13 protein-coding genes are annotated in these 14,085 nt (G+C 65.1%); 6 read left to right on the forward strand and 7 right to left on the reverse strand.

Features of this window, described 5'->3' with window-relative positions:
• Positions 1 to 47 precede the first annotated feature (47 nt).
• The 3 genes from LXM55_RS25640 to LXM55_RS25650 are packed head-to-tail and all read right to left on the reverse strand — an operon-like array spanning position 48 to position 3,593.
• On the reverse strand, positions 48 to 1,070 hold the full coding sequence (locus LXM55_RS25640) for a substrate-binding domain-containing protein (protein ID WP_233322950.1): 1,023 nt from the start codon (positions 1,068 to 1,070) through the stop codon (positions 48 to 50).
• 46 nt (positions 1,071 to 1,116) lie between these two features.
• Positions 1,117 to 2,109, reverse strand: coding sequence for an ABC transporter permease (locus tag LXM55_RS25645; RefSeq protein ID WP_233322951.1), 993 nt, complete (start codon positions 2,107 to 2,109; stop codon positions 1,117 to 1,119).
• Positions 2,106 to 3,593: a sugar ABC transporter ATP-binding protein gene (locus tag LXM55_RS25650; RefSeq protein WP_233322952.1), complete on the reverse strand. Its 1,488-nt coding sequence runs from the start codon at positions 3,591 to 3,593 to the stop codon at positions 2,106 to 2,108. The genes LXM55_RS25645 and LXM55_RS25650 overlap by 4 nt, the downstream gene beginning before the upstream one ends.
• Positions 3,594 to 3,874: 281 nt before the next feature.
• Between LXM55_RS25650 and rpiB the strand changes: the two genes are divergently transcribed.
• The 3 genes from rpiB to LXM55_RS25665 all read left to right on the forward strand — a co-directional run bounded on the left by rpiB (position 3,875) and on the right by LXM55_RS25665 (position 7,288).
• The gene (gene rpiB / locus LXM55_RS25655; protein WP_233322953.1) at positions 3,875 to 4,339 is read left to right on the forward strand and encodes a ribose 5-phosphate isomerase B; all 465 of its coding nucleotides are present in this window, start codon (positions 3,875 to 3,877) and stop codon (positions 4,337 to 4,339) included.
• A gap of 65 nt (positions 4,340 to 4,404) precedes the next feature.
• On the forward strand, positions 4,405 to 5,385 hold the full coding sequence (locus LXM55_RS25660; protein WP_233322954.1) for a sugar-binding transcriptional regulator: 981 nt from the start codon (positions 4,405 to 4,407) through the stop codon (positions 5,383 to 5,385).
• Positions 5,386 to 5,725: 340 nt separating this feature from the next.
• Positions 5,726 to 7,288 carry a TerC family protein gene (locus LXM55_RS25665; RefSeq protein WP_233322955.1) on the forward strand — a complete coding sequence of 521 codons (1,563 nt, stop codon included), beginning with the start codon at positions 5,726 to 5,728 and terminating at the stop codon, positions 7,286 to 7,288.
• Here LXM55_RS25665 and wecB read toward each other — a convergent pair.
• The 3 genes from wecB to LXM55_RS25680 form a co-directional block, all read right to left on the reverse strand.
• Positions 7,285 to 8,457, reverse strand: a complete 1,173-nt coding sequence (gene wecB / locus LXM55_RS25670; RefSeq protein WP_233322956.1) for a non-hydrolyzing UDP-N-acetylglucosamine 2-epimerase — start codon at positions 8,455 to 8,457, stop codon at positions 7,285 to 7,287. The genes LXM55_RS25665 and wecB overlap by 4 nt on opposite strands.
• Positions 8,458 to 8,733: 276 nt before the next feature.
• A complete protein-coding gene (locus LXM55_RS25675) occupies positions 8,734 to 9,297 on the reverse strand; it encodes an adenylate kinase (RefSeq protein ID WP_233322957.1) in 564 nt (187 codons plus the stop codon).
• A 41-nt stretch (positions 9,298 to 9,338) separates the two neighbouring features.
• Complete coding sequence (locus LXM55_RS25680; protein ID WP_233322958.1) at positions 9,339 to 10,259, reverse strand: LysR substrate-binding domain-containing protein; 921 nt, start codon at positions 10,257 to 10,259, stop codon at positions 9,339 to 9,341.
• Between the two features lie 136 nt (positions 10,260 to 10,395).
• Between LXM55_RS25680 and LXM55_RS25685 the strand changes: the two genes are divergently transcribed.
• From LXM55_RS25685 to LXM55_RS25695, 3 genes are all read left to right on the forward strand, one after another.
• The gene (locus LXM55_RS25685) at positions 10,396 to 11,697 is read left to right on the forward strand and encodes an NAD(P)/FAD-dependent oxidoreductase (RefSeq protein ID WP_233322959.1); all 1,302 of its coding nucleotides are present in this window, start codon (positions 10,396 to 10,398) and stop codon (positions 11,695 to 11,697) included.
• Between the two features lie 50 nt (positions 11,698 to 11,747).
• Positions 11,748 to 12,836, forward strand: coding sequence for a polyamine ABC transporter substrate-binding protein (locus tag LXM55_RS25690; RefSeq protein ID WP_233322960.1), 1,089 nt, complete (start codon positions 11,748 to 11,750; stop codon positions 12,834 to 12,836).
• A gap of 162 nt (positions 12,837 to 12,998) precedes the next feature.
• Positions 12,999 to 13,391: a hypothetical protein gene (locus LXM55_RS25695; RefSeq protein ID WP_233322961.1), complete on the forward strand. Its 393-nt coding sequence runs from the start codon at positions 12,999 to 13,001 to the stop codon at positions 13,389 to 13,391.
• 111 nt (positions 13,392 to 13,502) lie between these two features.
• Here LXM55_RS25695 and LXM55_RS25700 read toward each other — a convergent pair whose 3' ends face one another.
• On the reverse strand, positions 13,503 to 14,075 hold the full coding sequence (locus LXM55_RS25700; protein WP_233322962.1) for a type 1 glutamine amidotransferase family protein: 573 nt from the start codon (positions 14,073 to 14,075) through the stop codon (positions 13,503 to 13,505).
• Positions 14,076 to 14,085 lie beyond the last annotated feature (10 nt).

Genomic DNA, 14,085 nt, shown 5'->3' on the forward strand with positions numbered 1-14,085 from the left:
AAAGAAAGGGGCTCATGTGGCGCGCCGCACGGCGCGCCACGCTCGGGTTACTGGCTGCCGGCGACCTGCTGGTACAGGGCGTCGGCGTTGTCGGCGGTCACCGGTACCCAGGGCAGGATGTACAGCTTGGCGCTGCCATCGCCCCATTGCAGGTCCTTGGCGTAGCGCTGCCAGATCACCGATTGCGGCGTGTAGTCCTTGCCGGCCAGGGTGCGCAGGGCCACGTCCAGCGCGCCCTGGGACTGGGCCTGGGCATCCTGCAGGAAGGTGGTGATGTCGCCTTTCTTGGCGGCCTGGATGGCGTCGGGCATGCCGTCGATGGACGTCACCGGCACCTGGACGGGAGACAGCCCGCGGGACTTCACTGCCTGCAGGGCGCCGAGGGCCATGTCGTCGTTCTGCGCGATGATCCCGGAGATGCCGCCGTTGGGGTGGGCGTTGAGCCAGTCCTCGGTCAGGGACAGGGCTTCGGCCCGGGACCAGTTGGCGGTCTTCATTTCAATGACCTTGATCTGCGGGTGCTGCTTGAGCACTTCCATCTCGCCTTTTTCGCGGTCGATCTGCGCCGACTGGCCGATGGGCCCCTGGATGATCACCACATTGCCCTGGCCCTTGAGCTTGTCGACCATGGCCTGGGCCTGCAGGCGGCCGCCCTCGACATCGTCATTGCCGACATAGGGCACGCTGGCACTGGCCACCTTGGTGTTGGAGGCGATCACCGGGATGTCGTTCTCCTGGGCCCGGGCTACCGCGCCGACCCCGGCCTTGGTGTCGATGGGCACGAAGATGATCGCGTCGTAGCGCTGGGTGACCATGGTCTCGATCTGGTTGTTCTGGGTCAGGGCGTCGTAGTTGCCGTCGAACACGGTGATCTGCACCGTGCCGTCCTTGACCGCCGGGTGCTGCTTGAGCTCGCGCACCCAGTTCTGCATGAACTGGCCCTTGAGGCCGTATACCGCGGCACCGATCCTGTAGGTCTTGCCCTCGGCCAGGGCCAGGCTGCTGGTGAGCAGCGAGGCTGCCGCCAGAGTGAACAGAGACGAGCCGAGCAGGGTAGGAGAAAGCTTCATGAGGAACTCCGTTATTGTTGTTGGCGTGCGTTCGGGAGAGAAGGCATCAGCGTTTCTTCTTGCGCCAGACATCGATGAGCACCGCGAAGACGATGATCAGCCCCTTGGCGACTTGCTGGTAATAGGAGGACACCCCGAGCAGGTTCAGGCCGTTGTTGATCACCCCGATCAACAAGGCGCCGAACAGGGTGCCGACAATGCTGCCGGTGCCGCCGGAGAGGCTGGTGCCGCCAATCACTACCGCCGCGATGGCATCCAGCTCGTAGGACATGCCGGCCTGGGGTAGGGCCGAGGTGGTGCGGGCAGAAAGCACCACGCCAGCCAGCCCCGCCAGCAGCCCGGAAACCACGTACACCGAGAACATCACCTTGCGCACGCCGATCCCGGAGGTGCGCGCGCTCTTCTCGTTGCCCCCCACGGCGTACACGTAGCGGCCGTAGGTGGTGTAGCGCAGGACCATCCAGAAGATCAGGGCGACCACGGCGAAGATCACCACCGGCACGCCGAGCGGGCCGATCTTGCCGATGCCCAGTGCCAGGTAGCTGTCCGGCAGGTCGGTGACCGGGCTGCCGTCATTGAGGATGAAGGTCATGCCCCGGGCCACGCTGAGCATGCCCAGGGTGGCGACGAAGGGCGGGATCGACAGGTTGGCCACCATGAAGCCGTTGATCATGCCCAGCATCGCCCCGGCGAACATCCCGGCGCTGACCGCCGCCAGCAGGCCATAGCCCTGGGTGGCCACCAGGGCGCTGCAGAGCCCGGCAAAGGCCAGGATCGAGCCCACCGAAAGGTCGATGCCCCGGGTCAGGATCACGTAGGTCATGCCCACCGCGAGAATGCCGTTGATCGAGGTCTGGCGCAGGATGTCCATCCAGTTGCGCCAGGTCATGAAGTATTCGCTGGCAAAAGCCATTGCCAGGCACAGCAGGATGAACACCAGGGGCAGGCCGAAACGATCCAGCATCTGGCGCAGGCGACCGGGTACGGCCGGGCTGGTGGTAGGGGTGGGGGCTGAGGGGGCAAGGGTCTTGGTGTTCATGAGGCGAGACTCAACAGGGCTTCCTGGGAAAGGGCAGTGTCGTTGCTGATGGTGACCAGCCGGCCGCCTTTGAAGATTGCGATGCGATCGCTCAGGTGCAGCAGTTCCGGGGCTTCCGAAGACACGACGATGGCGGCGCCGCCGGCGCGCACGAACTGGTCCAGCAGTTGGTAGATCTCCTGCTTGGCGCCTTCGTCGATGCCCCGGGTCGGCTCGTCGCAGAGCAGGCAGACCGGTGCGGTGGACAGGCACTTGGCGAGCACCACTTTCTGCTGGTTGCCGCCGCTCATGGATTCCACCGGCAGCTCCAGGGAGCTGACCTTGATCTGCAGGCGCCGGACCATGTCCCGGGCCAGGGCCTGCTCCTTGCGGGCGTTGATCAGCGACCAGCGCGACAGCTGTCCGTAGGCGCTGAGGGCGATGTTGCTGAGGATGCTGCTGCCCAGCACCAGGCCGCTGTCCTTGCGGTCCTCGGTGACCAGGGACAGGCCGGCGCGAAGGGTCGCCCCCGGAGCGCCCACCGGCAGCGGCCGGCCTTGCAGGGTCACGCTGCCGGTGTCGGGGGTGGTGAGGCCGTAGATGCAGTTGAGGAACTCGCTGCGCCCCGAACCCATCAGGCCGTAGATGCCGAGGATCTCGCCCTGGTGCAGTTGCAGGCTGATGTCCTGGAATTCGCCCTGGCGGCTCAGGTGCGAGACCTCCAGGCAGGGCTGGCGGGTGCTTTCGCGGCCGAGCTTGTGGTCGATGCGTTGCAGTTCCTGGCCGACGATGCCGCGCACCAGGTGGGCGCGGTCGATGTCCGCCATGCGCCCGCTTTCGACGAAGGCGCCATCGCGAAAGATGCTGTAGTCGTCGGCGATCTGCGCCAGCTCGCTGAGGCGGTGCGACACATAGATGATTCCGGCGCCACGGTCGGTGAGGCGGCGGATGGCGCGGAACAGGGTCTGGGTCTCGTGCTCGCCGATGGCCGAGGTCGGCTCGTCCATGATCATCACCTGGCAGTCATGGCTGAAGGCCTTGGCGATTTCCACCAGTTGCACCTGGGCCACGCTGAGGTGGCGCATCGGGCTTTGGGCGTCGACGTCGAACTCCAGGCTTTCCAGCAGCTCCCGGGTGCGGCGGTACAGCGCCTGGCGGTCGACGATGCAGCCCAGGCGCCGGGGTTCGCGGCCCAGCCAGATGTTCTCGGCCACGCTCATGTCGGGGATCGGTTCCAGTTCCTGGGTGATCATCGCCACCCCGGCGGCCAGGGCCTCGCCGGGCCGGTCGAACTGCACCGCCCGGCCATTGAGCAGGATGTGCCCGGCGTCACGCCGGGTGATACCCATGAGAATGCTGAGGAAGGTGGACTTGCCGGCGCCGTTGCCGCCGCACAGGGCGTGCACGCTGCCAGCACGCAGGGCCAGGCGGCCGTCGCGCAGGGCAGGGACCCCGGCATAGGCCTTGGCGACATGTTCAGCCTGGAGCAGTAATGGCGGGGCCATCGGCGTGTCCTCGTGCTGTGAATTCTTATTAGGTCGCAGAGTACGGTTGCGCTGTGATCATATGTGTATCAAATGAAATTCTGATCAGTCAATCTCTTTCACGTTAAAACTGATTGCGGGGCGAATCAGGCTTTTTACCCTCGAATGTAGGGCTTTGACCTGGGCGTCAGGTAATTCGTGCTTGACATCGCAGGGTGATTGTTCGAGAAATAACTGAACAAAAGTTCATTGTGTGATCATATGATCATGCTTGCTCTTACTTGAAAGCGGAGCGCACTGCCATGCACACAACCTGTTCGGTGGCCATCGGCTGCGATGAAGCGGGGTTCGAACTCAAGGAGCTGCTCAAGCGCCACATCGAGACGCTCGGTTACCCGCTGGAGGATTTCGGCAGCCATTCCCTGGAGCCGGTGCTCTATCCGGATATCGCTCTGGCGGTGGCCACGGCGATCAATGCCGGGCGCCACCGGCTCGGGGTGCTGGTGTGCGGCACCGGCATCGGCATGGCCATCAGTGCCAACAAGGTGCCGGGCATCCGCGCGGCCCAGGCCCACGACACCTATTCGGCGGAGCGGGCGCGCAAGAGCAACGACGCACAGATCCTCTCGATCGGGGCCCGGGTGGTGGGGGTGGAGCTGGCCAAGAGCATTGTCAGTGCCTTCCTGCAGTCGGAGTTCGAGGCGGCGCGCTCGGGGGTCAAGGTCGAGCGCATCAGTGCCATCGAGCGCGACGGCCACAAGGGCTGAGGTAGACGCCACCCGTATCCGCTAGAGAGAATGCGCCTTTGATGCCGAAACGGAAGCCAGTCCACATGAGTGACAGCACCCTGCGCGGGGCCAGCGACATCGACCTGATGACCGAGGTCGCGATGCTCTATTACCTCGAGAACGTCACGCAGGAAGTCATCGCCAAGCGCTTCGACCTGTCCCGGGCCAAGGTCAGCCGGCTGCTCAAGCGTGCACGGGACGAAGGCATTGTCGAGGTGCGGGTGCTGCAGCATCCGGCGCTGAACAATGAGCTGGAGCAGGCCCTGGTGGAGCGTTTCCAGCTGGATCGGGCGTTGATCGCGGTGGATCACAGCGACCCGGACACCCAGCGCTCGGCGGTGGCCAGCCTGGTGGCCAACTACCTGAACAAGACCTTGAGCGACGGCATGATCGTCGCCGTGGGCATGGGGCGCAATGTCGGCGCGGTGGCCGACAACGTGTTCCTGCCGGTGACCCGCAACTGCACGTTTGTCTGCGCCATTGGCGGTTCCCTGCGGGCCGGCGAGTACATGAACCCCGACCATATCTGTCGGCGCCTGGCCCTGCGTTTCGGTGCCGAGAGCGAAACCCTGTACGCCCCGGCGCTGGTGGCCAACCCGGAGCTGCGCAGCGCACTGATCAGCAACGACACCGTGCGCTCGACCCTGGACCGGGCGCGGCGCGCGGACATTGCCCTGATCGGCATCGGCGACATGAGCGAGAACAGCAACATGGTGCGCATGGGCTGGTTCTCGCCCCAGGAGATTGCCCAGGCGCGGCTGTCCGGCACCGTGGGCGACATGATGGGGTACGACTTCATCGACATTCACGGCCGGCCGGCGGTCAATGCCATGCAGGGGCGGGTGATCGGCCTGACGGTGCAGGAGCTGGTGCGGATTCCCGATGTGGTGGCTATCGCCAGCGAGAACACCAAGGCTGCGGCGACCCTGGGAGCCCTGCGTTCCGGGGTGATCAACACCCTGGCGACCACCGTGACCAATGCCCACACCATCCTCGCGCTGGATGACGCCACGCGCAGGAACTGATGCCGCAGGGGCGGGCCGGATTAAATCTTGTAATGATTTCCCGCTGGGGAATCGGCCCGTCCTGCCTGTAATCTCCAAGTCCGTTTTTTCCTTCAGGACTTGCATGAACACGCTCTCGGAGCCCCCCAGTCGGTGCTCTTTCTTCGTTTTACCCCATGATTTCTCGCGCCATCCGGCGCTTCTGAGACCCAGACGCTCAGGCAGCCCTTCTTCCGGTTGCTCTTCCCTGGCACTTGCCACCTCCCACCTTTGTCCGCCCGTACCCGAGGTTTCGCAGTTTCTGCGCCTTGGCGCTGCGTCGCGCCTGGCCGTTTGAATTTTCCGGAGAACCTGAGTCGTTATGGAATGGATCGCAGACCCCACGGCCTGGCTTGGCCTTTTGACCCTGATCGTCCTGGAGCTGGTGCTGGGCATCGACAACCTGGTGTTCATCGCCATCCTCGCGGACAAGCTGCCACCGGAGCAGCGTGACCGCGCGCGGGTGATCGGCCTGTCCCTGGCGCTGCTGATGCGCCTGGGCCTGCTGGCCAGCATCTCGTGGATGGTGACCCTGACCCAGCCGCTGTTCGAGGTGTTCGAGCACAGCTTCTCGGGCCGTGACCTGATCATGCTGTTCGGTGGTGTGTTCCTGCTGTTCAAGGCCACCATGGAGTTGCATGAGCGCCTGGAAGGCCATGTCAGCCAGCGCGCGGGCAGTGCCACTTACGCCCTGTTCTGGCCGATCGTGGCGCAGATCGTGGTGCTCGATGCGGTGTTCTCCCTGGACGCGGTCATCACCGCGGTGGGCATGGTCGAGCATCTGGCGGTGATGATGATCGCGGTGGTGGTGTCCATCGGCGTGATGATCGTCGCCAGCAAGCCGCTGACCCGCTTCGTCAACGCCCACCCGACGGTGATCATGCTGTGTCTGGGCTTCTTGATGATGATCGGCTTCAGCCTGACCGCCGAAGGCCTGGGTTTCCATATTCCCAAGGGCTACCTGTATGCGGCCATTGGCTTCTCGATCCTGATCGAGGTGTTCAACCAGGTCGCCCGGGCCCGGCGCAAGAAATCCATGCAGGGCCTGCGCCCGATGCGTGAACGCACGGCCTATGCAGTGATGCGCCTGCTGGGTGGGCGCAAGCTGGCGGCGGAAGAGGTGGGCGAGGAAATCGCCGACCTGCTGGAAAGCGACGAGCCCCCCAGCAGCGAGCTGTTCGACCGCCGCGAGCGGGTGATGATCAGTGGCGTCCTGCAGCTGGCGGAGCGGCCGATCCGCAGCCTGATGACGGTGCGCGCCGAGGTCGACTGCATCGACCTGACGGACAGCCCGGAAAGCATTCGTACCAAGCTGATGCATTCGTCCTACTCGCGCCTGCCGCTGATTCGCGACGGCGCGGTGGATGAGCCTCTGGGCTTCGTGCACAAGAAGGAACTGCTCAAGGAGTACCTGGCTGGCAACGAGCCAAACCTGGAGCACCTGGCGCGCAAGACCATCAACCTGCTGGAGAGTTTTTCGATCCTCAACGCGCTGGAACAGATGCGCAAGGCGTCGACCCATATTGCCTTCGTGATCAACGAATTCGGTGACTTCATGGGCATCCTGACCATGACCGACATTCTTGAATCGATTGCCGGCGAGCTGCCGGATGCCAGCGAGATCGAAGGCCCGGATGTGCTGGAAGAAGAGGGCGGGTTCCTGGTCAATGGTGCGCTGAACCTGCCTCAGGTTCGCCAGCGGACCGGCTTTGGCGCCGAGCCCACCGAGGACTACCAGACCTTGGCCGGGTTGGTGATGAGCCTGCTGGACCGCTTGCCGGTCAAGGGCGACCGGGTGGAGTGGGATGGCTGGAGCCTTCAGGTCAGGGCGGTGGAAGAGCGCCGGGTGACCCAGGTGTTGCTGGCCCGGCAGGCGGCGGGCTAAGGCAGCGAGGCCCGGGCTAATGCCGGGGTACGCGGGGCTCGGGCCGCCAGCCAGGTGCACAGGCGGCGGGCGATGCGTTCGCTGGCGTGGCCGTCGCCGCAGGGGCTGTGCACCCGGCTCATGCGGGCATGCACTTGGGCATCGTCCAGCAGCTCACTGGCATGGCGCACGATGCGCTCGCGGTCGGTGCCCACCAGCAGCACCGTGCCGCCCTCCAGGACCGAAGGCCGTTCGGTGACGTCGCGCAGCACCAGCAGTGGCTTGCCGATGGCCGGGGCTTCCTCCTGGATGCCGCCGGAGTCGCTGAGAATGAAATGCGAGCGCCCCATCAGCCATACAAAATGCGGGTAGTCCTGGGGCGCGACCAGGTAGATGTTGGGCGTGTCCGAGAGCAGGCCGTACACCGCGCTCTGCACCTGAGGGTTGAGGTGCACCGGGTAGACGAACTGCACGTGCGGGTAGCGCCTGGCCAGGGTCGCCAGGGCTTGGCAGATGTTGTGGAAACCCTCGCCGAAGTTCTCCCGGCGGTGGCTGGTGATCAGCACCATGCGCCGGTTGTCGTCGAGCACCGACAGGGGGGAATCGGCGGCGGGTCGCCAGTGGCTTGCCGCCTGGTGGGTGCGCATCCACAGCAGCGCATCGATCACGGTGTTGCCGGTGACTTCGATGTTCTCGACGGGCACGTTTTCCCGCAGCAGGTTGGCTTGAGATTGGGCCGTCGGGGTGAAGTGCAGGTCGGCGATGACCCCGGTCAGGCGCCGGTTGGCTTCCTCGGGCCAGGGGGCCTTGAGGTTGCCGGTGCGCAGGCCGGCCTCGACGTGGCCGATGGGCAGGTGCCGGTTGAAGGCGGCGAGGGCGGCGATAAAGCTGGTGGTGGTGTCGCCGTGGACCAGGACGATGTCCGGTTGCAGGCGCTCGTAGCTGCTGTCCAGGTGGGTCAGCAGTTGCTGCGACAGGCCGTTGAGGGTCTGGCCCCGGGTCATCACTTGCAGGTCCTGGTCGACTTCGAGCTCGAAGGCGTCGAGTACCTGCTCGAGCATTTCCCGGTGCTGGCCGGTGGAGCAGATGTACAGCTCGATACCTGGCCAGCGGCGAAGAACCCGGGCCAGGGGCGCCATCTTGATCGCCTCAGGGCGTGTACCGAATACCATCATGACTTTGAAAGGCATGGATCCCCTCCCTGGGAATGTGACAGCCGGATCTGAGCCTGAATGAAAGCAGTGAGCATCACGCTTGTCCAACCAGGTTCGCAGGCGCTGATTTCGTTCAACTGTGCGGTTATCGGGAAAAGGGCCGCTGGCGTTGTCCCGGGCCCCACGCTTCTTCGGTGAAGTGAGGGCCGTGGGCGACCTGCGCGGTGATGTATTCGGTGTGTGGCGGTTCGGCGATGGAAAGCCGACGGAAACTCTTCGCTTAATTGACCTTGTTCCCTTTGCGGCCCCTGCTCATGGGGCCTTCGCTGCCGTTTGCACCTGGCCCAGGATCAGCAGGGCCCTGGCCAGTAATTCTTCCTCCGAGCAGCGGCCGTCCAGGCGTTCCCAGGGCTGCTGCAACTGCGCCAGCCAGGCGTCGTGCCGCGGGCGGCTGCGGCCGGCCCGGGCGCCACTGTCGTAGGCCGCGGCCCATTCGAGAAACGCCAGATGCTGGTGGTGCATGTCACCCCCGGGCAGGATGCGCGGGCCGAAGCGTTGCCGTTCCCGAACGGCGATGCGCTGCAGGCGCAGCGCCGTTGGGGTGTCGAGGTACAGCACCCGGTCCGCCCTGGCGATGATTGCGTCACCCCAGCCGTCCATCGAACCCGATACCACCCAGGGTGCCTCGCCCAAGGCTTGGCGCAGCCGCTCCAGTCGCTGTTCGGGAGGGCGCGCCTGGAGGAAGGGCGGATCGCTGGGCAGCCAGTAGTGTTCGTCGACGTCGACATGGGGCAGGCGCAGATGCCGAGCCAGGGCGGCGCCCAATGTGCTGACACCGGCGCCCGAGGCGCCGATCAGATAGATCCTCTGTTTCAATGCCGGTCCTCCTGAACCAGATGCGGGGGAGCAGGCTGCTTTCAGGCCCTGCCCGGGGCGGGTAGATCCCGCTCGGCGGCTTGGGCCTGGAACCAGTTCAGTACGGTTTCGCAGGCCGGGTGCGCGGCGCCGCTGTCACGCAGCCACAGGGCGTAGACGCCGCCGGTCTTCAGCGCCGCGCCGAAGGGGATCAGCAGGCTGCCCCGGGCGATCGAATCCTGGGCCAGGATCAGGTCGGTCATGGCCACTCCCAACCCCCGCGCCGCGGCGTCCAGGGCCAGGTCGTCGAGGTTGAACAGGATGTGCTTGTAGCTGTGGGGCGTTGGGTCCTGCTGGGCCTGGAGCCAGGCGGTCCATTCCTGGCGGCTGGTGGAACCGTGGATCAGCGCATGCCCGGCCAGTTCTTCCAGGGAGCGCGGCGGCAGCTGCCCGTCACTGAGTTGCGGCGCACACACCGGCACCAGGTACTCGTCGAACAGCGGCGTCAACGGCCGCTCGTCCAGGCCTTCCGGCAGGTACAGCACGTAGGCATCGCAGTCACCGCCGGTATCCACCAGGGCGCCGCTGACGGTCTCGATCGACAGGCACAGCCCGGGGTTGGCGCTATAGAAACCACTGAGCCGCGGCAGCAGCCAGCGCACCGCCAGGGAGACAAAGATGCGAATGCGAAACGGCCGGTCCAGGGGCGCCGGGGCCAGGCGTTCCTGCAAGGCGCCGAGGGACCTGAGGATCTGCGTGGCCACCGCGCAAACGTCGCGCCCCTGATCGGTCAGCGAGACCTTGCGGCTGCTGCGTTCGAACAAGCTGGCCCCGTAGTGTTCCTCCAGCTGCTGGATCTGCCGGCTGACCGCGCTCTGGGTCAAATGCAGGCGCGCGGCGGACTCGGTGAAGCTGTAGGTCTGGGCCACGTTGACCAGGGTTTGCAGGGCCTGCAACGAGGGCAGTCGAAGGGGGTTATCCATGCGTTTTCCGAATAGATGGATGAATTAATAACGTTCGAAATGAAGCCGTCATAGCCATAGATTGTAGGCATGTGGCGCCGCTGAGCATGTGCTGTTGAATGCTCGTGGCGCATGGATTGTGCAGGAGTGACAGGCTTTGAACAATGTATGTGGCTGGATCGCCCTGGCGGGGCAAGCCGCGCTGCGGCCAACCCTCAAGGGCAAGCAAACAGCCGATTGGCTGATCATCGGTGGCGGTATTACCGGGCTCTCGGCGGCCCACGCCTTGGCGCAGATGTTTCCCCAGCAGCGCATTGTCCTGCTGGACCGCCAGCGCGCGGCGCAGGGCGCCTCGGCGCGCAACTCGGGGTTTGTGGTCAGCCATGAGTTGCCCGGCGCCGACGAACTGATCGGCCGCCCTGGTTATCCGGCCTATCAGGTTGCCTCGCGGGTGGGGTTTGCCGCCGGCGAAGAGGTCCGCCAGCGTATTGCCGAACTGGCCATCGAGTGCGAGTTCGATGATGCCGGCTACCACTTCGCCGTGCACCAGCCCCGGCACCTGCAAGACAGTGCCGCGCGGGTCGCCACCTTGAATGCGGTAGGGGCACGGGCCTGCTATCTGGAAGGCCCGGCGCTGCAGCAGCGCCTGGGCAGCACCTTCTATCAGCGGGCCATTCACTGCGCTGGTGGCAACGCCTTGCTGCAGCCGGCCAAGTACGTGAAGGGCCTGCTGCAAGCGTTGCCCGAGCGCGTGGACGTCTATGAAAACAGTCCGGTGGACGACTTGCGCCCCGTGCCCGGCGATGGCTGGCGGGCGCAGACCCGTGAGGGCGAGGTCAAGGCGACCCAGGTGCTGGCCTGTGTCGGCGCGTTCCTGCCTCGGGTTGGCGTCAAGCACAGCGGCACCTTCCCCTTGGAACTGAGCGCCAGCATCACCCGGCCATTGGGCGAGGAGCCCTGGCAGAGCCTGTTGGACGAGCAGGGCTGGGGCGTGCTGTCCACCTTGCCGGGAGCGGCCACCGTGCGCCTGCTGCCAGGGCGTCGGCTGCTGATGCGCAACACCGTCGAATACCGCCAGCGCGATCTGGGGCCGGCGGACCTGGCCGTGCGCCGGCAAGAGCATCTACGCGGCCTGCAGAAGCGTTTCCCCGGGATCACCGACGCCGATCTGGAATACACCTGGACCGGACACCTGAGCGGCACCCGCTCTGGCGAACCCTATTTCAGCCGGGTCGCCGAGGGCCTGCACACGGTGGCCGGCTGCAACGGTTCCGGGGTTGCCCGCGGCACCCTGTGGGGCCGGCTACTGGCAGAAATGGCCGCCGGCGACGACTCGCCGCTGCTGCGCGATGTGCTGTCCCAGGCTCGCCCTGGCTACCTGCCGCCGCGCCCGTTTTTCGACATTGGAGCAAGCTTGCGCATGGGCTGGGAAGTGCAGCGCGCGCGACACGAACGTTAACCGTCGCGGCGGAAAAACGCCGCAATAATAAGACCACAGAGGGCGGCAACATGATCAATCGCACCACGACGGCACTGTTATCCCTGGCCTTGTGCGCCACAGGCGTACAAGCGGCCGAAACCGTGAGCATCGCCAACTGGAGCGGCTATATCGCTCCCGACACCCTGGCCCAGTTCACCCAGCGCACCGGGATCCAGACCACCTATGACGTGATCGACAGCAACGAGACCACCGAAGCCAAGTTGATGACCGGTGGCAGTGGCTACGACCTGGTCAGCCCGTCCAACCACTTCCTGCCTCGGCTGATTCAGTCCGGGGCGATCCAGCCCCTGGACAAGAGCAAGCTGCCTGCCTGGAACAACCTCGATCCCAAGCTGATGAAGCTGCTGGAGACCAGCGACCCAGGCAACCAGTACGGGATTCCCTACATGTGGGTGACGGTGGGCATCGGCTACAACGTCGACAAGATCAAGGCGATCTTCGGCAATACCGATGTCACCCAGTCCTGGCAGATGCTGTTCAAGCCGGAGAACATCCAGAAGCTCAAGCAGTGCGGCGTGGCCTTCCTCGACAACCCGACGCAGATGGTGCCCATCACCCTCAACGCGCTGGGCCTGGACCCGCACAGCGAACAGCCGGCGGACCTGAAAAAGGCCGAAGCGGCGCTGCTGGCGATCCGTCCCTCGATCCTCTACTTCCACCAGGCCAAGTACGTCAGCGACCTGGCCAACGGCAACATCTGCGTGGCCGTGGGCTTCAGTGGCGACGTGCTGCAAGCCATGGCCACCGCGCAACAGGCGAAAAACGGCGTGAACATCGGCTACAGCATTCCCCGGGAAGGCTCCACCGTGGCCATGGACATGGTGGTGATTCCCAAGAATGCCCCGCACCTGGAAAACGCCTACGCCTACCTGAATTACCTGCTGGACCCCAAGGTCATTGCCAGCATCAGCAACTTTGTGCAGTACCCCAACGGCAACGCGGCCTCCCTGCCTTACATCGAGCCGCAGCTGCGCAATAACCCGGCGGCTTACCCACCGCAATCGGTGCTCGATAGCCTGTTCCCGATCAAGACCCTGACCCCGGCCGGCATGCGCCTGAGCACCCGCTTGTGGACGCGGGTGGTCAGCGGCACATAAAGACAGGGAGCGGGGCTTTTCAAGCCGGCGGGGCAGGGGCGGCATGGCAGAGGTGGAAAACTGTCATCTGCGGCTGATAGAACAGCGTTTTCCGACAACACAACAGCCAGCCTCGGCGGCGCAATCGAGCCGAGGAGAGGCTGTCGCCAAGGATGCGCGCTCATGCACAAAACACTGCTTATCGCCTCGCTGCTCCTGTACGGCGCAGCGGCTCATGCCGCCGATCCCGCTGAAGTACTCGGGCACGGCTTTGGCTCCCTGAGCTGCGTCGACCTGCAAGACCCCGACAGCAAGGCCACCTGCGGCGCCCGGGCGCTGTCCAACGGCACCGGCTGCCATGGCCTGTCCAGCCAAGGCATGCGGGACAAGTGTCTGGATGAGGCGCTGTATCCGCAAAGCAGCGTGAATCGAAGTCGTCCTACCAGGGTCAAGCCTGCTGCACCTGCGGTGCAGGTTTCCGGCCAGCAGGCGATGGCGCCGCCTGCTGCGTTGTTGTCGGAGGGCGAGGCGAAGCACCTGGAAGAGGTGCTGGGGGTCAATGGCTCCAGGCGTTGAGTTGCATCCAGGCAGCACAGGTTTTTGTTTGCGCCTGTTGCAGCCAGCATGCTCGCGGCCCGATGAAACGGCCGCGAGCTTTCGTTGGCAAGCGGGCCCCTGCAAGGGGCTTCAGCTTTTCTGCTGGTGTTCGGCGGCGTGCATGCCCAGGTAAGCGGTAAGGTTGTCGTCGCTGATGCCCAGGGTGGCGAGAATCTGTGCCATGAAACTCACCGGGGCGCTGCCCGGGGCGGTGATCACGCGCTGGTCCGCCACGGCATGCGGCACATCCTGATAATGCGCTGCGCCGCCGTACCCCACCGCCAGCAGATTCTCCGCTGAATTGGAGGTGTGTCGCCGGTGGTCCAGCAACCCGGCCCGGGCCAGTTCGCGGGTGCCGTCGCAAATGCCGGCGATCACGATGTTGCGTGCCTGGGCCGCGCGCAGCAGGTCGCCGATATCCGGTGCCTTGTCGCTTTGCCACAGGGTTCCACCGCAGATCATCAGCAGGTCGACTTCATCCAGGCGAATGTCTTCCAGCGCCAGGTCCGGGGTCACTCGCAGGCCGCCCATGGAGGTCACGACGGCTCCCTTGGGGGAGGCGTAACGGCAGTCGAAACCGTAGAAGCCACGACCGGTGGCGTTGATCAGGGCGGTTTCCCAGTCGGCGAAATGGTCGCAGATGAGGGTGAGGGCGCGGGTCATGTGGGGTGTC

The organism is Pseudomonas sp. Au-Pse12, from assembly GCF_021341665.1.
Taxonomy (GTDB): Bacteria; Pseudomonadota; Gammaproteobacteria; order Pseudomonadales; family Pseudomonadaceae; genus Aquipseudomonas.